This is a genomic window from Afifella sp. JA880 (assembly GCF_025379905.1).
Classification (GTDB): Bacteria; Pseudomonadota; Alphaproteobacteria; order Rhizobiales; family Afifellaceae; genus Afifella; species Afifella aestuarii.
Genome location: NZ_JAOANH010000003.1, coordinates 728,475 through 755,204, shown reverse-complemented (window position 1 = coordinate 755,204; position 26,730 = coordinate 728,475). Strand labels below are relative to the sequence as shown.

Annotated in this window: 28 protein-coding genes and 1 tRNA gene; 8 read left to right on the top strand and 21 right to left on the bottom strand. The window is 63.0% G+C overall.

Annotation, left to right across the window (positions count from 1 at the left end; translation table 11 throughout):
• Positions 1-20 precede the first annotated feature (20 nt).
• Positions 21-653, top strand: a complete 633-nt coding sequence (locus NYQ83_RS16480) for a 2,3-bisphosphoglycerate-dependent phosphoglycerate mutase (RefSeq protein ID WP_128291896.1) — start codon at positions 21-23, stop codon at positions 651-653.
• Positions 650-1,249 (top strand): hemerythrin domain-containing protein, encoded by a 600-nt coding sequence (locus NYQ83_RS16475; protein WP_261215915.1) that lies wholly within the window; start codon positions 650-652, stop codon positions 1,247-1,249. The genes NYQ83_RS16480 and NYQ83_RS16475 overlap by 4 nt, the downstream gene beginning before the upstream one ends.
• 496 nt (positions 1,250-1,745) lie before the next feature.
• Here the strand turns inward: NYQ83_RS16475 and NYQ83_RS16470 are convergent, their stop codons facing one another.
• On the bottom strand, positions 1,746-2,615 hold the full coding sequence (locus tag NYQ83_RS16470) for an aldo/keto reductase family oxidoreductase (protein WP_261215913.1): 870 nt from the start codon (positions 2,613-2,615) through the stop codon (positions 1,746-1,748).
• Between the two features lie 106 nt (positions 2,616-2,721).
• On the bottom strand, positions 2,722-3,699 hold the full coding sequence (mbfA, locus tag NYQ83_RS16465; protein WP_261215911.1) for an iron exporter MbfA: 978 nt from the start codon (positions 3,697-3,699) through the stop codon (positions 2,722-2,724).
• Positions 3,700-3,815: 116 nt separating this feature from the next.
• Between mbfA and NYQ83_RS16460 the strand changes: the two genes are divergently transcribed.
• Positions 3,816-4,658, top strand: coding sequence for a lipo-like protein (locus tag NYQ83_RS16460; protein ID WP_261215908.1), 843 nt, complete (start codon positions 3,816-3,818; stop codon positions 4,656-4,658).
• 50 nt (positions 4,659-4,708) lie between these two features.
• Here the strand turns inward: NYQ83_RS16460 and rpoN are convergent, their stop codons facing one another.
• The 6 genes from rpoN to NYQ83_RS17795 form a co-directional block, all read right to left on the bottom strand.
• Positions 4,709-6,211 (bottom strand): RNA polymerase factor sigma-54, encoded by a 1,503-nt coding sequence (gene rpoN, locus NYQ83_RS16455; protein ID WP_261215906.1) that lies wholly within the window; start codon positions 6,209-6,211, stop codon positions 4,709-4,711.
• Between the two features lie 121 nt (positions 6,212-6,332).
• Positions 6,333-7,097: an LPS export ABC transporter ATP-binding protein gene (gene lptB / locus NYQ83_RS16450; protein WP_261216228.1), complete on the bottom strand. Its 765-nt coding sequence runs from the start codon at positions 7,095-7,097 to the stop codon at positions 6,333-6,335.
• Between the two features lie 163 nt (positions 7,098-7,260).
• Complete coding sequence (locus NYQ83_RS16445; protein ID WP_261215903.1) at positions 7,261-7,878, bottom strand: LptA/OstA family protein; 618 nt, start codon at positions 7,876-7,878, stop codon at positions 7,261-7,263.
• Positions 7,879-7,889: 11 nt separating this feature from the next.
• Entirely contained in the window at positions 7,890-8,579 is a 690-nt protein-coding gene (lptC, locus tag NYQ83_RS16440; RefSeq protein ID WP_128291890.1) for an LPS export ABC transporter periplasmic protein LptC, read from the bottom strand.
• Positions 8,580-8,654: 75 nt separating this feature from the next.
• A complete protein-coding gene (locus NYQ83_RS16435) occupies positions 8,655-9,269 on the bottom strand; it encodes a ribonuclease D (protein ID WP_128291889.1) in 615 nt (204 codons plus the stop codon).
• Between the two features lie 278 nt (positions 9,270-9,547).
• Positions 9,548-9,853: a hypothetical protein gene (locus NYQ83_RS17795; RefSeq protein ID WP_314733319.1), complete on the bottom strand. Its 306-nt coding sequence runs from the start codon at positions 9,851-9,853 to the stop codon at positions 9,548-9,550.
• On the opposite strand from NYQ83_RS17795, the gene NYQ83_RS16430 reads away from it, so the two are divergent.
• Positions 9,747-10,091, top strand: a complete 345-nt coding sequence (locus NYQ83_RS16430; protein ID WP_314733314.1) for a GFA family protein — start codon at positions 9,747-9,749, stop codon at positions 10,089-10,091. The genes NYQ83_RS17795 and NYQ83_RS16430 overlap by 107 nt on opposite strands.
• A gap of 43 nt (positions 10,092-10,134) precedes the next feature.
• On the opposite strand, the gene NYQ83_RS16425 is transcribed toward NYQ83_RS16430, so the two are convergent.
• The 4 genes from NYQ83_RS16425 to NYQ83_RS16410 all read right to left on the bottom strand — a co-directional run bounded on the left by NYQ83_RS16425 (position 10,135) and on the right by NYQ83_RS16410 (position 15,124).
• Positions 10,135-10,743 (bottom strand): DsbA family protein, encoded by a 609-nt coding sequence (locus NYQ83_RS16425; RefSeq protein ID WP_261215900.1) that lies wholly within the window; start codon positions 10,741-10,743, stop codon positions 10,135-10,137.
• 1 nt (position 10,744) lies between these two features.
• Positions 10,745-11,494: a L,D-transpeptidase gene (locus tag NYQ83_RS16420; RefSeq protein ID WP_261216227.1), complete on the bottom strand. Its 750-nt coding sequence runs from the start codon at positions 11,492-11,494 to the stop codon at positions 10,745-10,747.
• Between the two features lie 232 nt (positions 11,495-11,726).
• The gene (locus NYQ83_RS16415) at positions 11,727-14,219 is read right to left on the bottom strand and encodes a plasma-membrane proton-efflux P-type ATPase (RefSeq protein WP_261215899.1); all 2,493 of its coding nucleotides are present in this window, start codon (positions 14,217-14,219) and stop codon (positions 11,727-11,729) included.
• A 281-nt stretch (positions 14,220-14,500) separates the two neighbouring features.
• Positions 14,501-15,124, bottom strand: coding sequence for a cupin domain-containing protein (locus NYQ83_RS16410; protein ID WP_261215898.1), 624 nt, complete (start codon positions 15,122-15,124; stop codon positions 14,501-14,503).
• 270 nt (positions 15,125-15,394) lie between these two features.
• On the opposite strand from NYQ83_RS16410, the gene NYQ83_RS16405 reads away from it, so the two are divergent.
• The 4 genes from NYQ83_RS16405 to NYQ83_RS16390 all read left to right on the top strand — a co-directional run bounded on the left by NYQ83_RS16405 (position 15,395) and on the right by NYQ83_RS16390 (position 18,894).
• A complete protein-coding gene (locus tag NYQ83_RS16405) occupies positions 15,395-16,138 on the top strand; it encodes an ABC transporter substrate-binding protein (RefSeq protein ID WP_314733313.1) in 744 nt (247 codons plus the stop codon).
• Between the two features lie 82 nt (positions 16,139-16,220).
• Positions 16,221-16,877, top strand: coding sequence for an amino acid ABC transporter permease (locus tag NYQ83_RS16400; protein WP_128290322.1), 657 nt, complete (start codon positions 16,221-16,223; stop codon positions 16,875-16,877).
• A complete protein-coding gene (locus tag NYQ83_RS16395) occupies positions 16,874-17,605 on the top strand; it encodes an amino acid ABC transporter ATP-binding protein (protein ID WP_261215897.1) in 732 nt (243 codons plus the stop codon). Before NYQ83_RS16400 ends, NYQ83_RS16395 begins: the two co-directional genes overlap by 4 nt.
• 23 nt (positions 17,606-17,628) lie before the next feature.
• Positions 17,629-18,894 (top strand): NAD(P)/FAD-dependent oxidoreductase, encoded by a 1,266-nt coding sequence (locus tag NYQ83_RS16390; protein ID WP_261215896.1) that lies wholly within the window; start codon positions 17,629-17,631, stop codon positions 18,892-18,894.
• Positions 18,895-19,630: 736 nt separating this feature from the next.
• On the opposite strand, the gene NYQ83_RS16385 is transcribed toward NYQ83_RS16390, so the two are convergent.
• From NYQ83_RS16385 to NYQ83_RS16345, 9 genes are all read right to left on the bottom strand, one after another.
• A tRNA-Leu gene (locus tag NYQ83_RS16385) sits at positions 19,631-19,715 on the bottom strand.
• Positions 19,716-19,756: 41 nt separating this feature from the next.
• Complete coding sequence (locus tag NYQ83_RS16380; protein ID WP_261215895.1) at positions 19,757-20,836, bottom strand: hemolysin family protein; 1,080 nt, start codon at positions 20,834-20,836, stop codon at positions 19,757-19,759.
• A gap of 59 nt (positions 20,837-20,895) precedes the next feature.
• Positions 20,896-21,396, bottom strand: a complete 501-nt coding sequence (gene ybeY / locus NYQ83_RS16375; protein ID WP_261215893.1) for an rRNA maturation RNase YbeY — start codon at positions 21,394-21,396, stop codon at positions 20,896-20,898.
• Between the two features lie 6 nt (positions 21,397-21,402).
• Entirely contained in the window at positions 21,403-22,434 is a 1,032-nt protein-coding gene (locus NYQ83_RS16370; protein ID WP_128290327.1) for a PhoH family protein, read from the bottom strand.
• Positions 22,434-23,810, bottom strand: coding sequence for a tRNA (N6-isopentenyl adenosine(37)-C2)-methylthiotransferase MiaB (miaB, locus tag NYQ83_RS16365; RefSeq protein WP_261215891.1), 1,377 nt, complete (start codon positions 23,808-23,810; stop codon positions 22,434-22,436). The genes NYQ83_RS16370 and miaB overlap by 1 nt, the downstream gene beginning before the upstream one ends.
• 67 nt (positions 23,811-23,877) lie before the next feature.
• On the bottom strand, positions 23,878-24,723 hold the full coding sequence (locus tag NYQ83_RS16360) for a lysophospholipid acyltransferase family protein (protein ID WP_261215890.1): 846 nt from the start codon (positions 24,721-24,723) through the stop codon (positions 23,878-23,880).
• Between the two features lie 131 nt (positions 24,724-24,854).
• Entirely contained in the window at positions 24,855-25,334 is a 480-nt protein-coding gene (locus NYQ83_RS16355) for a GNAT family N-acetyltransferase (RefSeq protein WP_261215889.1), read from the bottom strand.
• Positions 25,331-26,068, bottom strand: coding sequence for a tRNA (adenosine(37)-N6)-threonylcarbamoyltransferase complex dimerization subunit type 1 TsaB (tsaB, locus tag NYQ83_RS16350; RefSeq protein ID WP_261215888.1), 738 nt, complete (start codon positions 26,066-26,068; stop codon positions 25,331-25,333). Before tsaB ends, NYQ83_RS16355 begins: the two co-directional genes overlap by 4 nt.
• Positions 26,069-26,113: 45 nt before the next feature.
• Positions 26,114-26,668 carry a NifU family protein gene (locus NYQ83_RS16345; protein ID WP_128290332.1) on the bottom strand — a complete coding sequence of 185 codons (555 nt, stop codon included), beginning with the start codon at positions 26,666-26,668 and terminating at the stop codon, positions 26,114-26,116.
• Positions 26,669-26,730 lie beyond the last annotated feature (62 nt).

Below are 26,730 nucleotides of genomic sequence, written 5' to 3'. Positions count from 1 at the left end.
GCCTAATTGAGGGAGACAATATGGATCGCCTTCTCGTTCTCGTCCGCCACGGACAGTCGGAATGGAATCTCAAGAACCTCTTCACCGGCTGGAAAGACCCCGGCCTCACGGAGAAGGGAATCGAAGAAGCCCGCAAGGGCGGCCGGCTTCTCAAGGAAGCGGGCCTCAGCTTCGACCTCACCTATACGAGCGCGCTGACGCGGGCCCAGAAGACGCTCGATCTCATCCTGGGAGAGCTCGGCGTGCCGCTTACCGGCGAAGGCTCTCTGCCGCGCCAGCAGGATCTCGCTCTCAACGAGCGCGATTACGGCGATCTCTCCGGCCTCAACAAGGACGATGCGCGTCAGAAATGGGGTGAGGAGCAGGTGCATATCTGGCGCCGCTCTTACGACATCGCCCCTCCGGGAGGTGAAAGCCTGAAGGACACTGGCGCCCGCGTCTGGCCGTATTACATGACCCACATCCTGCCCGACGTGATGAACGGCAAGCGGGTCCTGGTTTCGGCTCACGGCAATTCGCTGCGGGCGCTCATCATGGTGCTCGACCGACTGTCGCCGGACGCCGTCACCAAACTCGAGCTCGCCACTGGCGTGCCGCTCGTCTACCGGCTCAACGCCGATACCACCGTCGCCGAAAAGGTCATCTTGCAGTGACCGATGCCCCGTCGATCGATCCGGCGCTCAAGCTCGGTTCGCGGGCCCATCTGCCGGACGATCTCCTCGCCCTCCTGCGGAAATATCCGCGGGAGGTGTGGCCGGAGCACGAGAATCTGGGCGAGCTCGCAAAATTCTGGCTCGGCCGCCACGACATGTTCCGCGAGCTCTGTGCCATCCTCGCCAAATCGGCAGAGGATCTCCGGGAGGGACGTATCGACCCGGCCGAATTCCGCGGCTTCTTCGCCCCGCGCATGCGTTTCTTTCTGCACCAGCTGAACGGGCATCACCAAATCGAGGACCACGCCTATTTCCCCGCCTTCATGGCGGCGGAGGCGAGCCTCACCCGTGGCTTCGAAATCCTGGAAAACGACCACGAGATCATTCATCGCGATCTCGTCCGGATGGGCGAAGCGGGACAGGCGCTCGTTGAAAGTCTGAGCCGGGACCGGGACGCGCAAATGCGCAGCGCCGAAACCATGAGCGGCGAACTGACCGGTTTTTTAACCGGCCTTCACCGACATCTCGCCGACGAGGAGGACATCATCGTCCCCCTCATCCTCGATCGCACGGAAGAAAAGCTCGGCGTGAAGTAGACCCGCCCCATATCTTCTGGCGATCGCCATGGCTATGGTGACGCTACGACTGTTCCCGCGCTTTTTGATCCGGCCACTCAGTTGCGGATGCGCTTGATGAGTGACCGAACTAAAAAGAAGCGCTGCGGGGCTGGTTGCGAGCCGCACATGCGGGGCCGGCGCCGCGCATGTAATGCTTTTCGGGCCGGTAGGCGGTGGAAAAGAAAGCGCGGGTGCTGTCACCCAGGCGGCGAACCCATTTTCTGAACAGCAGCATGGTCTTAACTCTCCCGTCCGACCGGACCTCAAGCGCGGGCGGAGCCTTTCGATATGGCTCAAGCGATAGCGCCGAATATCTGAACAGAAGATGACCTGGGGCTTGCGCCCGATGAATTCTTACCAATTCGATTAAACTGTTGTGCCGCGGCAACAGGTAGCAACGCCGCCAGGCGCCGTCCGAGCGACGGATACTGGCGGCGAATACTAGCGGGGGTCTTGGCGGCTATGCGCCACCCATTCAGCCCGCCTCGCCGATGTCCTCCAGCTCCTGGAGAACACCCTGCGGCAGATCGAGCTCGGCGGCTGCCAGGTTCTGCTCGAGATGATCGAGCGAGGAGGTGCCCGGAATGAGCAGGATATTGGGCGAACGCTGCAGGAGCCAGGCGAGAGCGACCTGCATCGGCGTTGCGCCGAGGCGTTCGGCCACCGCGCTCAGGGACGAGGATTGCAGCGGCGTGAACCCGCCGAGCGGGAAGAACGGCACATAGGGAATGCCGTCCTTCGCCAGTTCATCGATCAGTTTGTCATCGGAACGGTGAGCGAGATTGTAGAGGTTCTGCACACAGACGATCTCCGCGATCTTGCGTGCCTCCGCGACCTGCGTCGGCGTGGCGTTGCTCAGTCCGATGTGACGGACGAGCCCCTCTTCCTGCATCTTTGCAAGAACCGTGAGCGCCGGCTCCACCGATCCTTCGGCCGGTCCCTCGGCAAACATCAGCCGGAGATTGACGACCTCGAGTCGTTCCAGCCCGAGATGTTCAAGGTTGTCGTGGACGGCCTGGCGCAGCTCCTCAGGCGAGAAGGCCGGCAGCCAATTGCCCTTGTCGTCGCGGCGCGCACCAATCTTCGTGACGATGACGAGATCTTCGGGATAGGGGTGAAGCGCCTCGCGGAGGATCTCATTCGTGACATGCGGTCCGTAAAAATCGCTGGTGTCGATGTGGTCGACCCCCGCCTCCACCGCCCGACGCAGCACCGCAATCGCGGCATCGCGGTCCTTGGGCGGGCCGAAAACGCCGGGTCCAGCAAGCTGCATGGCGCCGTAACCGAGACGTTTGACCGTATGGCTGCCAAGCTTGAATGTGCCGGCCTTGTCGATATTGGGCATGAAACGAAATCCTCTCCGCAAGCGCATGTCGCGAGACATAGAGCCGTGGGCGACAAAGTGCAGTGCGGAAAGTGGCGATCTTAGCCGTTCGCCGGTGCGATTTGGCTCAGGCGTTGCCGATCAGAATACCCGCGGCAAAGACGAGAGAACCACCCAAGATCACCTGCAGGGCGGCGCGCCAGAAGGGCGTGTCCATCCAGCGCTGCTGAATCCAGGCGATCACCCACAATTCCGCAATCACGATCACAAAGGCGATGGTCGTGGCCGTCCAGAAATGCGGAATGAGGTAGGGGAGCGCATGGCCGAGCCCGCCGATCGCCGTCATCACACCCGAAGAAATGCCCCGCTTCAGCGGAGATCCCCGGCCGGTCAACGCGCCGTCGTCGCTCGCCGCCTCGGTAAAGCCCATAGAGATGCCGGCGCCGATCGCAGCGGCAAGACCGACGAGAAAGGTCTGCGAGGTGTCGTGCGTGGCAAAAGCGGCGGCAAAGATCGGCGCGAGTGTCGACACCGAGCCGTCCATCAGCCCGGCAAGGCCCGGCTGCACATAGGTCAGGAGAAAGCGGCGATGGGCCGCCCGGTCTTCTTCCGAGCGCGCCTCGGCCGGCAGATATTCCGCCTCCAACCGCTCTGCGGTGGCGATGTGGTGGCCTTCGGCGACGGCAAGATCTCCGAGGAGCTTGCGGGTTTCCGCATGGGCCGTGCGCGCAGCCGCCTTCTGGTAGAAATTGCGCGCTTCCTCTTCCATCGCAGCCGCTTCGCTGCGGATCCGGTCGAGGCTCAAATTGGCGACGAGCCAGACCGGGCGCCTGCGCATGAAGCCCGCCACATGCTCGCGGCGGATGAGGGGGATCGTGTCCCCAAACGCAGCCCGGAAATGATCGATGAGCAGGCGCCGGTGGCCGTCCTCTTCCTTGCTCATCGCAGCAAACATCGCCGCCGTCTGCGGAAATTCGTCTTTCAGACGCTCCGCATACGTGCTGTAGATCTGGCTGTCCTCCTCCTCGGCAGAGATGGCGAGGGCCAGTATCTCCTTCTCTCCCAGCTCGGAGAAGCGAAGGCGGCGCTGCATGTTGATCAGCATGGGGATCCTTTCGTCCGCTCCATGGCGCGCAATCGTCGCATGCGCAAGGGCGCCAGTCGCCGCAAGTTCAAGAGCCACTTGACCAAGCCGGTCCGGATACTTCTTCTTGGCAGGGCATGACGCAGCAAGCTGATACCTTTCTGGAGCGCACGGGGCACGTCCTCGCAGGCTGGCTGCGCACCGAAACGCGCGACTATGAACCGTACGCGGCTTTCGATGCGACGGCGTTGCGCAAAGTCCTGAAGCCCGGCGACATCATCCTCGTCGAGGGGCGGGAGTATATTTCCCAGGTCATAAAATACCTGACGACTTCGACCTGGTCGCATTCAGCCCTTTATGTCGGCGATATTCCCGGCAAAAAGGAAGCGGACGGCGAACCGCACTGCCTCATCGAGGTCGATGTCGGCGAAGGCTGCATCTCCCTGCCCCTGTCGCGGTACGACACCTACAACATTCGCATCTGCCGGCCGGTCGGGCTCTCATCTGCCGATCGCGAGGAGGTGACGCGTTTCATGATCTCGAAGATCGGCCTCTCCTACGACATGAAGAACATCTTCGACCTGTTGCGCTATTTCTTTCCCCTGCCGCTGCCGGCGAGATGGCGTCGCCGGGCGATCGCCTTCGGATCGGGCGATCCGACGCGCGCAATCTGTTCCTCGCTGATCGCAGAGGCCTATCAGCGCGTGCATTATCCCATCCTGCCGATCATCCGCACGGAAGAGAGGCGCCGCTGGGGCATGGGCGCGAGGCGGCGCGAGATTTATTTCATCCGCCATCATTCGCTGTTCGCGCCACGCGATTTCGATCTCTCCCCCTATTTCGCCATCGTCAAGCCGACACTCGAAAGAGGCTTCAAATACAAGAAACTCATCTGGGGCGAGGGCGACCCGCCTCCGCAGGAACAAGAGGTGGTGACGGCGACGGAGAAGGCCGTCGAAGAGGCCACGGCGCAGGGCTAGAGCGCGTCATCCCGTGACGACAGCATTCTGCCATAGCGCCATCATCCCTTTCAGGACGCGAGTTTCTGGCGCTGCATGCGGCGGCGATTGACGGATGATGGAATCCCCATCGCTTCGCGGTATTTGGCAACGGTGCGGCGAGCGATGACGATGCCCTCGTCTTTGAGGATTGCCACGATCTGGTCGTCGGAGAGGACGCGATCGCCCTCGCCCGCGACGAGGACGCGAATGCGCTGGCGCACCGCCTCGGCAGAATGGGAATCGCCGCCATCCGTCGCAGCAAGCGCGACGGAGAAGAAGGCCTTGAGCGGAAAGATGCCGCGCGGCGTCGCCATCGCCTTGTTGGCCACGGCGCGGCTCACCGTCGATTCGTGCATGCCGATCTCGTCGGCCACCATGCGCAACGTCAAAGGCTTCAGATAGGCCGCGCCGTCATGCAGAAAACGATCCTGCCAGCGTACGATTTCTGCCGATACGGCGAGCAGCGTGCGGGCGCGCTGATCGAGGCTCTTTTCGAGCCAGGTCGCCTTCTGCAGGCATTCGGAGAGAAACTTTTCCGTCGCCTGGTCGCGGCGGCGACTTTTGACTTCCGTATGGTAGCGGCGATCGATGAGAAGCCGCGGCAGAACCGCATCGTTGAGGTCGATCAGCCAGGCGCCCTCCGTCCCCGGCCTGACGACGATGTCCGGCACCAGAAGCGCCACGGGATCGCTCAGATAGCGCAGGCCCGGTTTCGGATCGAGCGCCCTCACCTCGGCGATCATCTCGATCATGTCTTCCATATCGACGCCGCAGGCGTTGCACAAAGCGGCTCTGTTGCCTGAGGCGAGAAGCTCCAGATTGTCGATGAGCGCGGCCATGGCCGGGTCGCAACGATCGAATTCGGCCAACTGGATCTTCAGGCATTCCTTGAGCGAACGGGCGAAGACGCCGGCCGGCTCGAATCCCTGGCAGCGGGATAGAACGCGCAGCACATCTTCCAAGGCCACGTCGAGGTTCGCCGCGAGCATCTCCGGCTCGGCGCGCAGATATCCCGCTTCGTCGATCTCTCCCAGAAGCGTAAGCGCGATCATGCGCTCCGTGGCGTCGAAGAAGGCTGCATCAATCTGCTGCTCAAGAACCGCAAGAAGCGTGGGCGTGGATGCCGCGTAGCTGTCTTCGTCGGGGAATTCGGAGGCGTCGCCTCGGCCGGAGCGGCCGAAATCGCTCGACCCGGAAAGACTGCGATCATCGTCCGGGTAAAGATCTTCGCGGGCGACGTCGGCATCGCTGACGGACGCAGCGGCCGTCTCTGCAGTGAGCTCGCCGCCCGCATTCTCCGTGGCGGACGCCTCTTGCGTTTCCCCAGCGCCGCCGGTTGTGCCATCTCCCGCATCGGCGCTCCCCTCACCGCTCTCGTCGCGCGCAAGCAGCGGGTTTTCCTCGATCTCGCGGTCGATGAAGTCTTCGAGCTCCGGCGCCGACATCTGCAGGAGCCGGATCGCCTGCATGAGCTGCGGCGTGATGACCAGTGACTGCGACTGCCTGAGCTGAAGTCTCGCCGACATGTTCATCGTTGACGCCCCACGCCTTGGGGCCAGACGCCAACACCCTGCCGATGACCTTCAAATGACCTTCAGAGGAGGCAGCTGGCCCGTTCCTTGCAGGGAAAGCTTAACCGGCTTTTGGAGCGTGTCAAAGCCGGAAGTGCTCGCCCAGGTAAACGCGTCGCACCTCTGGATTGGCCACGATCGCTTCGGGGCTTCCTTCCGTCAAAACCTCGCCGGAGTGGATGATATAGGCGCGGTCGATGAGCCCTAGCGTCTCCCTCACATTGTGGTCGGTGATGAGGACGCCGATGCCGCGCGAGGTGAGATGGCGCACCAGCGACTGAATGTCGCCGACCGCGATCGGATCGATGCCGGCAAAGGGTTCATCGAGCAGCATGAAGGCCGGACGGCTCGCCAGCGCGCGCGCAATCTCGCAGCGTCGGCGCTCGCCGCCGGAGAGCGCGATCGAAGGCGATTTTCGCAGATGCCCGATATGGAATTCTTCGAGCAGCGAATCGAGCTCCTGCCGCCGCTTCTTGCGGTTGGGCTCCACCAGTTCGAGGATGGCGAGGATATTGTCTTCCACGCTGAGGCCACGGAAGATCGACGCCTCCTGCGGCAGATAGCCGATGCCCAGACGTGCGCGCCGATACATCGGCAGGCGCGTCACATCGTGGCCCTCGAGTTCGATGCGGCCGCCTTCGGCCCGGATCAGGCCGGTGATCATATAAAAGACCGTCGTCTTGCCGGCACCGTTCGGCCCGAGGAGGCCGACGGCTTCTCCCTGGCGCACGGCAAGAGACACGTCCTTCACGACCGTGCGGCCCTTGAAGGAGCGCATGAGCCCACTCGCAACGAGCCAGCCGCTGCGATCAACGGCTTCGGCGCCTCCGGTTTCCTCGCCGGCCATGCCGGTGTCGCTGCCCAAATCGTCTGCTTCTGCGGGGGAGACAGCCTCGTCGTCAGGGCGAGAGGAATTGCGCGACAGGCCAAAGAGACCTCGTCGCGAGCCCCCCTCAGCCTCGGTTTCGGCGGGGGCGCCATTCGCGGCGCGGCGCATCAGCATTGCTCCGTTACTGTCCGCTTTGACCGGACGAACCCGGTGCGAGGATTGTCTGCACGCGCCCGCCCTGCATCTGCGCCTGCTTGGTCTTCAAATTGACGACGAGCTTTTCTCCGCGCAGCACGTTGTCGTCCTCCGTCAGGACGACATTGCCGTAGAGGGTGACAATATCGGTCGCCATTTCAAAGTCCGCCCGGTCGCCCGTTGCGGTGCGATTTTCGGAGGTGACGAGAACGCCACCTTCCGCTTCGATCCGGGTGATGGACGAGCCCGGCGTTGCAGAGGCGTTCGACGCGGCGTTGCCGCTGCTTCCGCCACTCTCCCCTTTGTTGCCCCCATTACCCGCGTTGGCGCCGCCACTGAGACTCTCGCTCGGATTGCCAGAGTAATGGACCGTCAGTTTGGCCGTCTCCAGCACGGTTTCGGCCTGACGCACTTTCACATTGCCGGTGTAGATCGCGACCTTGTCGTTGTCGCGTACCTCCAGACGATCAGCCTCCACCAAAATCGGATCGTTGGAGCTCGAGGAGAAACCGGAAAATGTTTCTCCGAAATCCTGCGCCTGCGCCGTCGCCGCCAAAGGCAGGACACACAACGCGGCGAGAAGCGTCATAAGCCGCAAAGACATCAGCAAAGACCTCAATTGGCAGCCGCCGCTTGGCCACGTTTCGGCGGCATGATGCGCGTGCGCACATCACCTTGGATAATGACGCGCTGACCGCCGTCGGTGGCGTCGATCGAATTCCCGGTGGTTTCACTGTCGTGATAGGTGATCGAGACGGGGTTGTCGGATTTGAGGGTGCCGCTCTTCGTGTCGATCTGCGCACCAGTTAGCTTCATACCGTAACCGTCGGCGGAATCGACGACGATGTTGCCGCCCATCTGAAGATCGCCCTTGGCATTGTCGAAATCCGCCGTGACGGCGTCGATTGCCACCGGTCCGCGGCCGGGCGAATTGATGTGCGCGGTGATGTTTTCCAGCGTCACGGCGTCGGGCGAGGCGAATTTCTGGATGGCACGATCGGCTTCCAGACGGAATTCGCGATCGTTGCGATCGAAGCCTGTGAGCTTCGGATTGTCCATGATGATGGCGTTCTTGGCGATCGTCGTCTTGGCGATCGAGAGGTCGAACTGCTCGTCGCTTGAAAACTGCCCGACCAGCGCAAGGACTGCGATGCCTGCAACACCGCCAACCGGCAGAAGGACGCGCAGAAACCGTACGAAGGCCGAATGACGCTTCGCCTTGCGGAAAGCCTTGTCACGCGCAGAAGGCCGGGCACGCCCGAAAATCTGCGGCTGCGTTGTCGCGGTTGCTGTCGCAGCTGCCATCAATTCACCTTCTGGTGTCGGGGTCGCCACACTTCATGCCGTCCAACATGGTGATTTATGGGCGGACGCCAACCTTTAGGCATGCGCGAAGATATCCGAATCCTCCCAGCCGAGCAAATCGAGCTCGGCGCGCACGGGCACGAAGCGGAAGCAGGCTTCGGCGAGTTCCAGCCGGTGCTCGCGGGTCAGTCTTTCGACGAGAACCTCGCGCATGGCGTGGAGATGGAGGACGTCGGCGGCCGCATATTGTAGCTGCGCTTCACTCAGCGTGTCGGCCCCCCAATCGGAGCTCTGCTGCTGCTTCGACAATTCGAGCCCGAGGAGCTCGCGCGCCAAATCCTTGAGACCATGGCGGTCGGTGTAAGTGCGCACGAGTTTGGAAGCGATCTTCGTGCACCAGATCGGGGTCGTGATCACGCCGAAGGCGTAGCGCAAGGCCGCCACATCGAAGCGGGCATAATGAAAGATCTTGGTGCGCTCCTGATCGGCCATCAGTGCCGTCAGATTTGGCGCCTCGTCCTGCCCTTGCGCGATACGCACCACATCGGCGGTGCCGTCACCCGGCGAAAGCTGCACGACACAGAGCCGGTCGCGGCCTGGCCGCAGCCCCATCGTCTCGGTGTCGATCGCGACGAATTCGCCGTAATTGGAAAGATCCGGCAGATCGCCTTCGTGAAAGCGGATGGTCATGTCTTAGCCTCTTCGTTGGCAAAGCTCCTGACATGATCTGCGGCCCCCGACAATGGGTGACGGGTGCATCGCCCGCCCAAGCGGCGCCCAGAACGCACGCCCCAAATAGCCCACTCCCTCTGCTCCACTCTCCGTTGCCGTTCCGCTGGCATCATGGTCCCGGCGGATTTTTCCCGCGCCTTGATGCTTTTCAGCGCGGCTCCTGCCATCGTCATTGCAGACGATCTGAAATCAGCGAGGCCGGCCGGTGCAGGAAGCCGATTGCAGGAAGAAGCGGCTCACAGCCACAGCCCTCTCCTGCACCACCGACTCTTGCTCTTGCCTTCCGCCCCTTCCAACAACCCTTGATAGGCACCGTGCATGACTTCGACCGAATGGAAAACGCGCCAAGGCTCCTGCCGCTGCGGCAGGTTGCGCTTCGAAATCACGTCACCCCCGCTCGTCACGGCAGCGTGCCATTGCAAGGGATGCCAGCGGATGAGTGCGAGCGCTTTTTCCTTGAGCGTGGCGGTGCCCCGAGGCGGATTCCGACTTCTCTCTGGCGAGCCGGTCATCGGCGGCGCGCAGGAAATGGAAGGGCTCATGCATTCGTTCTGCGGTCACTGCATGAGCTGGGTATTCACACGCTTTCCCGACATGATGGGTGACGTCGTCAATGTGCGCAGCACGATGCTTGAGGATACGGCCGGCCTGGAACCGTTTATCGAAACCTGCACGGCCGAAAAGCTCGACTGGGTCACAACGCCGGCAAAGCACAGCTTCGCCCATTTCCCGTCGCCCGAGGAGTTTCCGGCGCTGATCGAGGAGTTCAGCAGGCGCTGAGCATCTCTCCCACCGATCGCAAAAACGTCCGTTTGAAAAAGCCTCAGCCGCGGGCCTTGGCAAACGCCTCCAGCAGCGCCTTTTCGTCCATCACGCCCGGATAAAGCGTCGTCTCAGCGACGAAGGCCGGAGTACCGGGAAAGCCAAAAGCTTCGGCCTGATGCGAATTGCGCATGATGAGTGCGTCGATCTCGCCTTTGCGGTCACGATAAGCACTGCGGAGCGCATCCACATCGAGCCCGGCTTTCTCAAGCGTCGTCTCGACCGCCTGGCGGGAGAGCGCTCCCTTCGTGTTCAAAAGCGCTTCCTGGGCATGCGCGTATCCGCCGCTCGGCACGGCCGCGAGAACGAGATGCGACGCGTAGACGGAGGCCTCGCCGAAGATCGGCCAGTCCTTCATGACGAGACGCACCTTGCCGTCCTTCTCGACCGCCCGCATCACCTCGTCATGGCTGCCTTTGCAGGCAGGGCATTGGTAGTCGAAATACTCGACCAGGGTCACATCGCCATCTGAATTGCCACGCACCGGGGCGGTCGGATCGGAGAGAACCTCCTCGACGGTCAGCCCCGTCTGCGCCCGCGCGAAGCCCGGAAGCATGGCAAAGCTGGCCGCGCCCGCGGCCAGCGTCATGAAATGGCGGCGGTCCAGCATGTCAGCTCAGCCCTCCGGTCGAAGCGGCGCCCGTCAGAGGTCCGGCAGCCATCGGGCCATCCGGCACCGTGCCCTGACCGGATTGCGAACGATTCAGCACCACGACGCGCGACCCCGGGGGGACGCGGCTGGCGAGATCGATGATGTCCTGGTTGAACAGCCGGATACAGCCGGAGGAAACGGCCTTGCCGATCGACCAGGGCTCGTTCGTCCCGTGAATGCGGTAGAGCGTGTCGCGACCGTTCTTGTAAAGGTAAAGCGCCCGCGCCCCGAGCGGATTGGAAATGCCGCCGTCGAGACCGTCGGCAACCTTGCCGTATCTCTCAGGTTCGCGCTTGATCATCGCCTGTGTCGGCGTCCAGCGCGGCCATTCCGCCTTGCGGGCGATTTTCGCGTTGCCGGCAAATTCCATTCCCGAACGGGCCACACCGACACCGTAGCGCATGGCTTTGCCGTTCTCCATCACGAGATAGAGGAAGCGCTCGTAAGGATCGACGACGATGGTGCCGGCCGGATAAGGTGAATTGTAATTAACGATCTGGCGCAGATAGCGCGGGTCGACTTTCGACACGTCAATGGCCGGGACGTTCCAGCCATCATCCTGCACCGGCCCATACATGCGAACATAACTCTGATCGACACGCGGCCCCTCAGGCTGAACGGGGCGCGTCGTCGTGCAAGCGGCCAACGCCAAAGCAAGCGCAGCAGCGGCCGGAAGCCGCACGGCCACCCCGCGGCTTTTCTCAAACATCCAGTGCGGCAATTCTTTCTCCTTCTTACGCCTTCGGCCGGCAGGGCCCCGCTTTCAAAAAACGGAGCAGGCCGTGGTGGCCGGCGGGCCGCGCGCCCCGCGCGGATGGCCATCGTTTCAAGGCGAAGATGTGACCAAACCGGCATTTGTCGAGAGAGATCACATTCTTATCACCGCAAGTAAGAGCGAGCGAGGCGGGTGTGCAACACTACCCGCCCCTTCATCGGCTCATTCAGCGCCCGGCGACGCGACCTTCGGTCCGTGCCAGATGGCTCGTCTGATGTTCAGCCTTCATGTCGAGGGCCCGACGCAGGGCGATCGCGATCGCACTTTCGATCGGGAGCCAGGCGAGCGCATAGGCCCAGACGCCCAGCGCATAGGTCCAGCCGATCGGTGCAACGAAGATGCCGTAGACGGCCACCAGCGTTCCGAGAATCTGCGTCGCCTCCGTCGTCAGGAACAGCCTGAGGCTCGGAAACGGCCTCGACCAGAACCAGCGCTGGTTGCGCGTGACGTAGAGTGTCAGGTGGCCGGCGACGAGAAGCTTCAGGAAGATCACCGTCTGGATGACCTCGCGCGGCAGATGCATGACGGTGTCGACGTACCAGAAGAGCAGGAAGGTTTCGGCCACACCCAGAAGACCGAGGCAGCTCGCGATCGTGAGGACACGCGGCATGTTCCAGCGCGCCGGCTTTTCGGCGACATTGGCGTTGTCGTAGGCGATCATCATGATCGGGAAGTCGTTGAGGACCGCCAGAAGCACGATCATGACGGCCGTCACCGGATAAAAATCGAAGATCAGGATCGACAGGCTCATGAACACAAGAACCCGGATCGTCTCGGCGATGCGGAAGGTGGCGTAGCTCGTCATACGTTCGAAGATGCGCCGGGCCTCCTCGATCGCCGAGGCGATAACGCCGAGACCGGAGCTCGTCAGCACGACATCGGCGGCGGCACGCGCCGCATCCGTCGCCCCGCTCACCGCGATGCCGGCGTCGGCCTGTTTCAAGGCCGGGGCATCGTTCACGCCATCGCCCGTCATCGCCACGATATGACCGCGATCCTGCAAGGCGCGCACGATCTTGAACTTGTGCTCGGGCAAGACGCGCGCGACGCCGTCGGCCTGTTCGATGCGCTCGCTGACCTCGCCATCACGGCCATCGGCGAAGACGGTGTCGGCGGAGCGAATGTTGCGGCGGAGCCCGAGTTTGCCCGCAATCTGGCGGGCGATCGCCTCGTGGTCGCCGGTGATCATCTTGACGGCAAGGCCCATCCGCCCGGTCTCGGCAATGGTCGCGGCCGCATCCTCACGCGGCGGATCGAAAATCGAGACGAGACCGAGGAACTGCCAGGCATCGCCCTCTCGGCGCGCCACGCCGAGGGCGCGGTAGCCCTCTTCAGCGAGGCGGGCGACCTCCGCCTCGATGCGCGCCCGGCTCTCCGCAGGTGGTGCGGCGAGATCGAGGATGACCTGGGGCGCGCCTTTGGAGAAGGCGACTTTTCGATCGCCTAAGGTCGTCTCCACCATGGTGCGCTTCGACACCGGATCGAAGGGCGTGAAATCACCGGTCACATAGCCCGCATCGGCAGGCGCGCCTTCGGCGGCAAGCACCGCCTTGTCGATCGGATCGGGGTCGTTGGCGTTGCTTGCGAGCTGCGCGGCAAGGACGACGTCGGCCACCTCCACCCCCTGTTCGGGGAGGATGTCGGCGACGGTGAGCGCGTTCATCGTCAAGGTGCCGGTCTTGTCGACGCACAGGACATCGACGCCGGCCAATTCCTCGATCGCGACGAGGCGCGAGACAATCGCCTTCATACAGGCGAGCTTTTCCGCACCGACCGCCATCGTCACCGACAGGACCGTCGGCAGAGCGACCGGGATCGCCGCCACCGTCAGAATGAGCGAGAATTGCACGGTTTCCCAGAAGGGCGTGCCGCGGAATACGGCCACGAGCACGATGATGGCAACGAGGGCGAGCGTCGTCATAATGAGGAAATTGCCGATAGAAAGCACGGCGCGCTGAAAGTGCGAGCGCGTCTCGGCGGAGGCGACGAGCTGCGCCGTCTTGCCGAAATAAGTGTTCATGCCGGTCGCGGTCACGACGCCGGTCATCTCACCGAGTTTCACCACGGAGCCGGAATAGGCGGTGTCGCCTGCGGCCTTGTCGACGGGCAGGGATTCGCCCGTCAGGGCCGCCTCGTCGGCGCTCAGATAATCGCCGGCGACGAGCCGGATATCGGCGGGGGTGACATTGCCGATGCGCAAAAGCACGACATCGCCCGGCACCAGATCCTTAGCGGGCAGCGTCTGCCAGGTGCCGTCACGCAAGACGCGGGCGGTGAGTGCCAGGCTTTCCTTCAAAAGCTCGATAGCGTTGCCGGCCTTGCGCTCCTGCCAGAAATCCACGGCCGCGTTGACGAGAAGCATGGTGACGATGATGGCGAAATCGGCCCAGTCACCGAGCGCTGCGGAGAGGATCGCCGCCGCCTCGATCATCCACGGGATCGGTGCCCAGAAATAGCGCATCAGACGCTGGAGAGGGCTCGTTTTCTCTTCGCTGATGGCGTTTTCGCCGAACTTTGCCAGCCGCTCCTGGGCCGTCTCGCTCGTCAGGCCGGTTTTGAGATCGGTCTCCGGCAGGGGCGCCTCAGCCGGCGTCACACCCCTCGGCAGTTCTTGAGGGGGCTGTTCTTGAGGGGGCTGTGGGGCCGTTTTATCGTTCATATCTTCGATCCTCCGCCAGATCACGACCAGGGGAACAGCGCTGCGCGCCCCGCCGTATCCGCGTCATCTCCTGTGATGAAGGATCCTCCTTACGTCTCACTGCACCGACCCCGCCGAAGGTGAGTTCGGCGATCGCCGGCGGTGCGGCTTATGCTGCCGCAGCGTCACCAACGCCTCAGAAAAGGCGATCTTGTGAAGACAGGATTAAGTTCGAGAAAGATTTGGCCGAAAGGGCGCCGCCTCCGCGCGGAGAGCAGGTTGGTGGCCGAGCTTCGCCCCCCTCACCAGACCGGCGGCGTGGTGACCCAAAGGATGCGCGTCCTCGCCTCTGCGAGGTTGCGGAAGCGGTGCGGCAGTCGGCTTTCGAAGGCGAAGGCATCGCCCTCCTTCAAACGGTAGACACTGCCGTCGACGAAGAGCTCCAGGCGGCCTTCAAGCACGACGCCCGTCTCTTCGCCATCGTGGCTGTAGGCTTCCTCGCCCGAGCCGCCGCCAGGCTCCAGAACGATCTCCATCATCTGGAGCGTGCCTTCTTCGTTCGTCGTCAGGAAGGATTTGATCATGCCCTTGGCGCCGAAATCCACCTGCCGGCGCTCGGCCGCACGGACGATGCGCCGGGCTTCGAGTTCGGACTTCGCCTCCATGTCGCCGAAGAGCGTGAAGACCGGCATGTCGAGCACGTTGCAAATCGCCCTCAGCGCCCGCACGGAAGGCGAAGAAATGCCCCGCTCGATCTGACTCAAGAGACCGACCGAGATGCCGGCGCCGTCGGCGACCTGCTTCAGCGAAAGACCGCGGCCGCGGCGGGCTTCGCGGACCGCCGAGCCGAGCGAACGGTCCTCTTCCCCCGGCTCGTTGTCGAGTTCCTGGACGGCCAGGGCTTCGCGCGGGTTCGAACCCATCATCCGTGCGCTCTCTTTTTCATCACCATGAACACAATATGGGATTTCTGCTTTCTGGGAAACCGTTCGGCGGCGGGCTTCGCCATTCCAACTCCTCTAAGCCAAGGAACACGCGGACCCCTGCCACAAAATCATTCAATTCGCGGGTTTGCGCGTTTATCGGATTTCATGATAATGAACGTATGCGCGTTTTCCTGACGCGTCCGATCGCCAAGCCTCGCTCAATTGCGGCGCTTTTATCGATCACAGCGGAAGAAATAAATGGGGAATTTCATGGATATGAAACACGTCGCCTCGCTCGCCTTCGGTCTCGCGATGGCGTTTGCAGCCCCTGCCTATGCCGAATCCGTCAATGTCGGCGTCACCACGACAGGCGTTCCCTTCACCTTCGTCGACACGGCCAGCCAAGAGCCGACGGGCGCGATGGTCGATCTCGCCAAGGCCATCACGGCGGATATCGGCGACGAGGCCGAGTTCAAGGTGGTGGCGTTTTCCGCACTGATCCCCGCACTTTCCAGCGGCAAGATCGACCTCATCTCGGCCGGCATGTTCGCCACCGACGAGCGCAAGAAGGTGGTCGACTTCTCCACCCCCGTCTATTCCTACGGCGACGCCATGTTCGTCGCGGCGGACGATGCGACGAACTACACGCTCGATGATCTGAAGGGGGAGACGGTCGGCGCGCAGATCGGCACGACCTTTGCCGACAAGCTTCAGGCTCTCGGCACCTTCGGCGAGGTGAAGCTCTACGATTCCATCGCCGACATCATGCGCGACGTGAAGCTCGGGCGCATCAAGGCGGGCTTCGGCGACAAGCCGATCGTCGCCTATCAGGTCTCCCAAAAGCCGGAGCTCGGCGTGCGCCTCGTGGAGGGCTACGAGCCCATGCAGAAGGGCGATGTCGCTGTGGCCGTCTCCAAGGAAAATTCCGCCCTTCTCGAGAAGGTCAATGGAGCGATCGCAAAGCTGAAGGAGAGCGGCGAGCTCGACAAGATCTTCGCCAAATACGGCCTGTGAGAGAGGCTCTCGAACGTCGCGGTATGATGATCCTTCTCATGCGTGAGGCAGCCTTCGGGCCGCCTCACCGGCGAGGTCTCGCATGAGCGACTTCTTCGTCAGTGCGCAAACCTACCTGCCCATCCTCCTCAAAGGCATGTGGCTGACGATTTCCGTCACGCTCCTGTCGCTGGCGCTTGCCACAGCGCTCGGGCTGGTCTGGGCGTTGTTTCGCACGTCGGGCCTCCGCTGGCTTTCCATCTCGACACGCATCGTGGTGGAATTCGTGCGCGGCATCCCGATCCTGGTCGTCCTCTTCTACATCTATTTCGTGATGCCGGAATTCGGCCTCGACCTCACCGCTTTCCAGGCGGGCGTGGCGGGCCTCGCACTCACCTATTCCTGCTATATCGGCGAGACGTTCCGGGCGGGTATCGAGGCCGTCGACCGGGGCCAGGTGGAGGCCGCCAAATCGATCGGCATGAAGACGCCCTTGATGATGCGGCGGGTGGTGCTGCCGCAGGCTTTCAGGATCGTGGTGCCGCCCTATGCCAACAACATGGTGATGCTTCTGAAGGATTCCTCGCAGGTGTCGGTAATTTCGGTCGCCGAACTCACCATGCAGGGCAAGATGCTCGCCTCCTCCACCTTCGACAACATGACCGTCTTCACGCTCGTCGCACTTCTCTATCTGTGCCTGACGGTCCCGCTCAATTTCGCCATGCGCTATGTCGAGGTGAAGATGGGACCGGCGCGATGATCAAGCTCGAAAACGTCCATAAGAGCTTCGGCGATCATGAAGTCCTGAAGGGCGTCGACGCGGAGATCGATAAGGGGCAGGTCGTGTGCCTGATCGGCCCGTCGGGTTCCGGCAAATCGACACTTTTGCGCTGCATCAACGGGCTCGAAACCTACCAGACCGGCCGGATCAGCATCGACGATGAGACCGTCGACGTCACCGCGCCTTCGATCCACGATCTGCGCACGCGCGTCTCCATGGTCTTCCAGCGCTTCAATCTCTTCCCGCACAGGACGGCGATCGAGAACGTCATGGAAGGGCCGCGCTACGTCCTGAAGCAGGACAGGGCGGCGGTGCGGGAGAAGGCGGAGCGGCTTTTGACGCGGGTCGGGCTCGCCGACAAGCTCAACGCCTATCCCGCTGCCCTTTCCGGCGGCCAGCAACAGCGCGTGGCGATTGCCCGGGCGCTCGCCATGGAGCCGGAGGCGATCCTCTTCGACGAGCCGACCTCGGCGCTCGATCCCGAAATGGTCGGAGAAGTCCTGCAGGTGATGCGGGCGCTGGCGGAAGAGCACATGACCATGCTCGTCGTCACACACGAGATCCTGTTTGCGCGCGAAGTCGCAGATCGCGTGCTTTTCCTGGACGGTGGCCGCATCGTCGAGGAAGGTGCGGCCGACGAGGTGCTGCGGCAGCCGAAGAACGAACGCACCCAGGATTTTCTACGCCGCGTCACCCATCCGGTTTGATCATCGAACCTTCGGAGACTGCCATGTCAGAACATGTCGCTTCTCTTTGGGCCGCCACCGCCACTCCGGCGCCGGACACACCGCCGCTCATCGGCGAGGTCAGTGCGGATGTCGCCGTCATCGGCGCGGGTTTCACGGGCCTTTCCACCGCGCTCAGGCTCGCCGAAGGCGGCGCCAAGGTCGTCGTCATCGACGCATACGAGCCGGGCTTCGGCGCGAGCGGGCGCAATGGCGGGCAGGTGATCCCCGGCCTCAAATACGATCCCGATACACTCGACAAACTCTACGGCGAGGCCACGACGGAGTTTGCCGGACGCACGGCGGACACGACGTTCGCGCTCATCGCCAAACACGGCATCGCCTGCGACGCCGCCCAGCACGGCTGGATCCAGGCCTCGCTCAAAGAGAGCCACCTGCCGCTTCTGCGCACCCGCATGGAAGAGTGGCAGCGACGTGGGGCACCGGTCGACATGCTCGACGCAGCGGGCATGGCGGAAAAGACCGGCAGTGAGCGTTTCGCAGGCGGCTGGATCGATCGCCGCGCCGGGCGCCTGCACCCACTCAATTACGCCCGCGGGCTTGCCAAAGCGGCGATCGCGGCCGGCGTGCGCGTGTGCGGCGACAGCGAGGCGCGTTCGCTCACACGCACAGAGAGCGGCTGGATGATCGCGGTCGGCTCAAGGGGCAAGCTCCGCGCCAATGAGGTGGTCGTGGCGACCAACGGCTATACCGGCAGCCTGTGGCCCAAGCTGAAGGCGACGGTGGTGCCGGCCACCAGCATCCAGATCGCCACCAGACCGCTTCCCGAGGACCTTCTCGCCAAGATCCTGCCGGAGCGCAGCGTCGTCTCAGACAGCCGGCGCATCGCCAATTATTTCCGCATCGGCCCGGAGAACCGCTTCATGATCGGCGGGCGCGGCCCCTTCGGCGCCCCGGAAGTGCCAGGCCATTACCGCCGGCTGATTGCGGCCATGCACACGCACTATCCTCAGACGCGGGAGCTCGCGATCGACTATTTCTGGGCCGGCCGCGTGGCGATGACGCGCGATCACCTTCCGCATGTGCATCAGCCGGCGCCCAATCTCACCATGGCACTCGGCTACAACGGCCGCGGCGTCGGGCTTGCGACCTCGCTCGGACAGGCGATCGGCGCGCATCTTCTCGACCGCTCAGCACCCCTGCCGCTGAAGCTCACCGACATCACGCCTTTGCCGGCGCACGGCCTGCACCCGATCTACGCCACGGCAATGATCAACTATTACCGGCTGAGAGATTTTTTCGAGAAGTAGGGATGACAAGCACACGGGCATCATGCTCAGCTTAGCCCCGCAGGAGTGCTTTAGCTGTGATGTGGCTCGCAATTCTGACGCATATTGCCAACCGAGATAATTCGACTAGCACCTCTCTCGAAATATATAATATCTCTATATATTATAGATTAACGATATTTTTTACCGTCAACAAATACAAAAGGCGCAGATCGATGTGGATAGCTTTAGCGGCTGCTATCACCGCCTTAGCAACGATCGCAGTACCCGCGGCTACGTTTTTTCTTACCAAAAGGGCGGAACGCGATGCCATTTGGCGAGCGAAGAAACTAGATTACTATGAGGCTTTTCTACAAGCAGCGAGCGATATCGTTGGAGCTGATTCGCCCGAATCAGCTCAGATGCGCTTCGCAACCGCCGTGAATAACCTCCACTTGGTTGGAACTCTTGGCGTCATCAAAGCTCTGCATGACTTCACAGATGAAATAGCGGCCTCTAATCCTAACAAACGTCAGGAGAGACATGACGCACTGTGGACGCGCCTTGTTTGGGAAATACGATCCGACTTAGACGATCCACCGACACGCGATCCCGCGTCTTTCGCGCGTCTCTGGGCATCTGGGAAGGGGAGGAATGTTTGAGGATCTTCGGGATTAGGCTGGCCCGACCAATTTTACGGGACTTCAGCTCTTTCCCGGCTTCGATAGAGGATCGAAACAAAAAGCCCCACTACTGCGATAAGCAGCGGGACTAATTGTGGTGCCCAGGAGAGGACTCGAACCTCCACGCCTTGCGGCACACGGACCTGAACCGTGCGCGTCTACCAATTCCGCCACCTGGGCTCGGGAGCGGGCACCCCCTTAAGCCCTGGCGAGGGGTGAAGTCAATCGGAAGTGTCGCTTGATGACGGACTTTCCGTCGCGCGCGGCTTATCGGCAATCTGAAGGGCCGGCGGGGACCCGGACGGGGCCGGCAAAGCGGGGTCTGCAGCCTGGCGGCTCTTCACCCTTTGCACCAGCCGTCCCTTGCGCCGCTCGCGGATCCTGACCCGCTTGATGCGGCGCGGATCGGCCTCCAGGATCTCGATCTCGAAACCGTCGAGCGCATTGACGATCTCGCCCCGGACCGGGATGCGACCAAGCAGCGTATAGATGAGCCCGCCCACGGTCTCGACCTCCTCGCCGAGCTCGCCCATCTGGAAGGCGGGGCCGATCACGTCGGCCAGCTCGTCGAGTTCGGCACGGGCATCGGCGACGAAGACGCCTTCCGCCACTTTGGCGATATCGGCATCTTCCTCGTCGTCGTGCTCGTCTTCGATTTCGCCGACAATGGTTTCCACGAGATCCTCGAGCGAAACGAGACCGTCGGTGCCGCCATATTCGTCGATGACGAGCGCCATCTGGGTGCGCCCCGCCTGCATCCGCTCCAGGAGCATGCGCGCGGGCATGGAAGGCGGCACGAAGAGGATGGGGCGGATAATGCCGGACGAGCGCAGCGGCTGGCTGAGATCGACGGGCGAGAAATCTAAAGAGGCAGAGAAACGGAAGCGGCGTTCCGTCTCCTCCTCGGCCGCCGCCATGCTTTCAGGCTGCTCCAGATCCTTGCGCGCATGCTCCAGCATCCAGCCCACGACGTCTTTCAGATGGACCATGCCCATCGGATCATCGAGCGTTTCGCGATAGACGGGCAGGCGCGAGTGCCCGGCCTCCTTGAAGGCCATCAGGACTGTCGCGAGCGGCACGTCATGGTCGACCGCGTCGATATCGGCACGCGGCACCATGACATCGTCGACACGCATATCCCCGAGCTTGAGGACGGCGCGCAGCATGGCGCGCTCTTCCGGCGCAAAGGCTTCTCCGTCGACTTCGTCGGCGGCGAGCACATGCTCGATTTCGGAGCGCGCGGAGCCGTTCGACTTGCCGCCGATCAGGACCTTGAAAGTCGCGCGCAGGCGATCTCCCACACTTTCGGGCGTAGATTCATCGTAAGAAAGTCCCGCAGGACTTCGAGATCGGTCGTCGTTCATGATCCTGGGACCGGAAAGGCAGCATCGGCCTGACGATAGGGATCGGCAATGCCGAGCCGGGCCAGCGCGTCCTTCTCCAGCGTTTCCATCTCCTCTGCTTCACTGTCTATTTGGTGATCATGGCCCAGCAGATGCAAGCAGCCATGCACAAGTAAATGGGCGAAATGGTCGAGAAAAGCTTTCTTCTGCTCTTCGGCTTCACGCTCGATCGTCTCAAAAGCGAAGACGATGTCGCCCAAAAGGGGTCCCGGCGGCTGCGGATAGGACAAGACGTTCGTCGGCTTGTCCTTGCCGCGCCAGTCACGATTGAGGCGCGCGATCGTCGCATCGTCGGTCAGGACGATGCTGAGTTCCACAGGCTCAAGGACACCTTGCGGAGGCGTCCAGCCGGCCACGGCAAGGGCCGCGCCAACGGCCTTGTCCATCAGCGGGTCGAGCTCGGTCTGCGGAGGCCAAGCCTCCGTCTCGCGAATCACGTCGATCGCAACGGGAGACATATGTCCTCAGAGCTCGCCCTTGGAGACGGCACGACTTTGCTTGTCATAGGCGTCGACGATGCGCTGCACGAGGGCGTGGCGCACCACGTCCTCCGCGCCGAAGCGCACGATCTCGATGCCTTCCACGCCGTTCAGGATGCGCGTCGCTTCCATGAGGCCGGAAATGTCGCCTTCCCTGAGATCGATCTGCGTCGGGTCGCCCGTCACCACCATTTTCGACCCCTCGCCGAGACGGGTCAAAAACATCTTCATCTGCATGGCGGTGGTGTTCTGCGCCTCGTCGAGAATGACGACGGCATGGGAGAGCGTGCGCCCGCGCATGAAGGCGAGCGGCGCGATCTCGATCGTGCCGGAAGCGAGAAGCCGCTCCACCTTGTCGGCGGCCATCATGTCATAGAGGGCGTCGTAAAGCGGCCTGAGATAGGGATCGACCTTCTCGCGCATGTCGCCCGGCAGAAAGCCGAGCCTCTCGCCGGCTTCGACCGCGGGGCGCGATAAGATGATGCGTTCGATGTCGCCGCGCTCCAGAAGGGCGGCGGCGAAGGCGACCGCGAGATAGGTCTTGCCGGTGCCGGCCGGACCGATGCCGAAGATGAGCTCGCAACGGTCCATCGCCCGAATATACGTGTCCTGGCGCGGCGTGCGGGCGGTGACGGAGCGCTTGCGCGTGCCGATTTGGGCAAGCTGCACGCGTGAGCCCGTCTCCAGGCTTGGCAGCGACCATTGCGCGCCCGGCGTATCGGCCATGCGGATCGCACCCTCCACGTCGCCCTGCAGCACGTCGTGACCTTCCAGGAGACGCTGATAGAGCGTGTTGAGGATGGCGCGCGCCTGGCGCAGCTCGTCCGGCTCGCCGATGAGGCGCACGACATTGCCGCGGGCGACGGCTTCGACGCCGATCCGCCGCTCGATCAGGGCAAGGTTCTGGTCGTATTCGCCGAAAAGAGCACTCGCCAGACGGTTGTCGTCGAAGACGAGTTCGATCTCTTCCGAAGTCGCGGATCTTTCCCGCTTCGGCCGCGGACGCGACACTGCCATCAGGCGGAAAGCCTTTCCAATGGGGGGCTCATCAGGCTGGCGAAAAGAGAGTTGGCGCCGATCTCATCCACCTTCACGGATACGATCTCGCCGATCAGATGCGCCGGCGCATCGACATGCACGGCCTGCAGGAAGGGCGAGCGGCCGACGAGCTGGCCTGGGCGCCTGCCGGGTTTTTCCAGGAGCACATCGATCACCCTGCCCCGCATGGCCGCATTGAAGCGCGTCTGCTGCTCGCTCAAAAGCGCCTGAAGGCGCTGCAGACGTTCCGACTTCACGGCTTCGTCCAGCTGCTCACGCTCGGCCGCCGGCGTGCCGGGACGCGGCGAATATTTGAAGGAATAGGCCGAGGCGTAGCCGACGCGGGCGACGAGATCCATCGTGGCGGCGAAATCGTCCTCGCTCTCGCCCGGAAAGCCGACGATGAAATCGCCCGACAGAGCAAGATCGGGGCGCGCCTCACGCAGGCGATCGACGAGACGGAAATATTCGTCACGCCCATGACGGCGGTTCATGGCGGCAAGGATCTTGTCGGAGCCCGACTGCACGGGAAGATGCAGATACGGCATCAGCTTGTCGCAGTCGCGGTGGGCGGCGATCAGATCGTCGGCCATGTCGCGCGGATGCGAGGTCGTGTAGCGGATGCGCTCCAGCCCCTCGATCTCCGCCAGCTCAAGCACGAGACGGGCAAGCGACCAGTCGGACCCGTCCTCGGCCTCACCGTGATAGGCGTTGACGTTCTGGCCGAGAAGCATGATCTCGCGCACGCCGGAGCCGACGAGACGCCGCGCTTCGGCGAGGATCTTGGCGACCGGACGGGAGAATTCGCCGCCGCGCGTATAAGGCACGACGCAGAAGGTGCAGAACTTGTCACAGCCTTCCTGCACCGTGAGGAACGCCGTCGGATTGAGCGCGAGCCCGGGACGTGCGCGGGCGCGCGAGGGAATATGGTCGAATTTGTCTTCCGCCGGGAATTCGGTCTCCACCGCCGCGCCGCCTTCACGGGCGCGCGCAAGCGCGGCGCCGAGACGATGATAGCTCTGCGGGCCGACGACGACATCGACGATCGGCGCGCGGCGGATGATCTCCTCACCTTCGGCCTGCGCCACACAGCCGGCGATGGCGATCTCCACGCGCCGGCCTTCCTCCTTCGCCGCCTCTTTCAAGGGGCGCAGGCGACCGACCTCGGAATAGACCTTCTCGGCGGCCTTTTCGCGGATATGGCAGGTGTTCAGGACAATAAGATCGGCGTCTTCCGCCGTCTCGACAGCATCATAGCCGTCACGTGCCAGCACGTCCGTCATACGATCGGAATCGTAGACGTTCATCTGACATCCGTACGTCTTGATGAAAACTTTGCGTCTCGCCGTGTTCATGAAAAACGGCGCGTGCTCCTCGCCAAGCGCATCATATACCAGCTTTAACCGAATTGAGCCGCGCTCGCTAGGCCCTTTCAGGCTCAGGTTCAAGCGATATTTCTTCGACCATGCGCATCACTTTTTGGGGATCGCGGCCGGCATTGAGCTCGGCCACCACCTCTTTGACGAGCGCACCCGCCGCACGCGTCACACGCTTGCGGTCGCCGTCGCGGGTGATCGTCACGGGCGGCAGGAAGACGACATGCACATCGACGGCCCCCTGTGACATCAAGCGGCTCAGATGCGGCAGGAGACCCATACCGCCATACCAGGCGACCCACGGCCGGTGCTGACGACCGAACGGCATGCCGAGCATGCGGGTATAGGCTATCGCCACCGGCTGCAGCGTGACGGGCCGACCGTCCGAAAAACTGCGCTGGGCGGCACCGACGATGGCGGAGCGAAAGGCGAGCACCTTGTTGCCATCGGACGAGGTACCTTCCGGGAAAAGCACCATGACATCGCCGGCGACGAGACGCCCCGCGATCTCATCGGCCGCCTTGCCGGTCTGATGGCGCCTATCCCGGTCGATGAAGACGGAGCGCTGCAATTTGGCGAAGAGACCGAAAAGCGGCCAGTCGGCCACCTCCTTCTTGGCGATGAACGAGACCGGGGCGATCGCGCTCAAGACCGGGATATCGAGCCAGGAGATGTGATTGGCGAGGAGAAGCAGCGGGCGTTCGCCGGCGATCTTCCCATGCACGAAAAGGTGGATATCGAAGAGGCGCAGAACGAAGCGGTGCCAGTACAGCGGCACGATCTTCGGCCAACGGCCACCGAGCCAGAGGCCCAGCGCCTGCGCCGGAATGGCAAAAGGCAGAGACAGGAGGAACAGAAAGGCCGCCGCGGCAAGCCGGAGATGTGCAAACATCCGAGCCCTACCCTGCGATCGGCGCCGTCACGGCGCGCACCAGGCGTAACGAGAGACCGCCACAACGGCAGGCATTCGCCTGATGCGGGCAACGCGGCGTGTCGTGCATGGGTTTGTCTCCGGAGCTGCGGCTAGAGGAGATCCCGGCGCATGACAAGCGCCGGCAGGCGGGTCTGATCATCGCGGGCATAATAGGCCGGCCTTTTGCCGACCTCCTCGAAGCCGAGCTTCCGGTAGAGCGAGACGGCCGCCGCGTTGCCGGCCTCCACCTCGAGATGCAGCGTCGCCACCCGCTCGTGGTAGAGCCGCCGCATCGTCTCTTCGACGAGCCTCTGGGCGATGCCGCGCCGCCGATAGGCGTTCAGGACGGCAAGCGTCAGAACCTCCGAATCGTCCGCTGCCTGACGATAAAGGATGAAGCCGGCCGGCGCCCGACGCGTCACGCGGCCGGTATGGAACGCCACCAGCGCCTTCACGCCATTCTGAGACAGGAAAGACGCGAAGTCGCCATCGGTCCAGGCGTGGCGGAAGGCGTCGGCGTGGATGCGGGCGAGAATCGGGCTGTCCTCTGACGTCGCCTCGCGCAGGGTGATCTCGATACGGGGTATCATGATGTCTTAAGGCGCCGTCTCAGGGATTTGTCCGTCTGCGGTTTGGCGTCGGGAGGACGCAGATAAAGCGGTGCGGGCGGGCTCACCGCATGCCCTGAAAGGGCAAGACGGGCGACCATGGCGATGTCGGCGGAGGGACGCGCATCGGCGACGATCGCGGGAAGACCGTCGGCTGCGAGCATCCCCGCAATACCATTGGCGCCCGCGCCACAAACCACGAGCCCCTCGAACGCATAGGGCGCAAGAAAGGCGGCCGCCTCGTCCTGCACTTCCCGTTGCGAGGCGATGATCTCCTCTCGAGAGGAAATCTCTTCCATGCGCAGGAAGACGTTGCCGCGGCCGGCATCAAGGATCGCTGCGACGAGACCTGCCGCACGATGCGCGGCCTCGCCGTGGCGCACGCCCTCGCACAGCGCCTCGAGGACATCGACGCCGAGGGCAGGGATTTGGAGTGCGAGCGCAAGCCCGCGCGCGGCCGCAACGCCGATGCGGATGCCGGTGAAGGAGCCCGGGCCGAGCGTGGTCGCAACCGCCGTCAGATCGGAATAATCGACGGAAGCGTCAGCCAGGCATTCCTCGATCAAGGGGAAAAGCCGCTCGGCATGACCGCGGCCGATCTCCACCTCGCGGCGGGCATGACAATTGATCTGGCCGTCTTGGAGGGTTGCGAGCGCGACGGCGCAAAAAGGTCCGGCAGTGTCGAGGGCGAGAAGCATCACCCCCGCTCTACTCACGGGGGCAATCGCTGTCGAGATGAAGAAAGCGAAGGGCTGACCCGATCAGACCGGGCGCACCTCCTGAACGTCCGGCACGAAATGACGCAAAAGGTTCTCGATGCCGTGCTTCAACGTCGCCGTCGACGACGGGCAGCCGGCGCAGGCGCCGCGCATGTTGAGAAACACGACGCCGTTCTTGAAGCCTTTGAAGGTGATGTCGCCGCCGTCATTGGCCACGGCCGGACGAACCCGCGTTTCGATCAATTCCTTGATCATGCCAACCGTCTCACTGTCGGCATTGTCGAAGAATTCGTCGCCGTCCTCTTCCTCATGTGCATCGGCGAGCACCGGCTCGCCGGAGAGGTAATGCTCCATGATGGCGCCGAGGACGGCCGGCTTCATGTGCTGCCATTCCGCATCGTCCTTGGTGACGGTGATGAAATCCTGGCCGAGAAAGACCCCGGCAACGCCGTCGACGGCGAAGATCCGTTCTGCCAAGGGCGAGGATGCGGCTTCTTCCGCTGTGCGGAAATCGCGCGTATCGGCCGGCAGCACGTCCCGCCCGGGCAGGAACTTCAGCGTTGCTGGGTTGGGCGTTTCTTCGGTCTGGATGAACATCGAAACCTCATCGCACGCGACAAATTGCGCGCTTTCACATCGTGGACGGGAGATGGACCCGG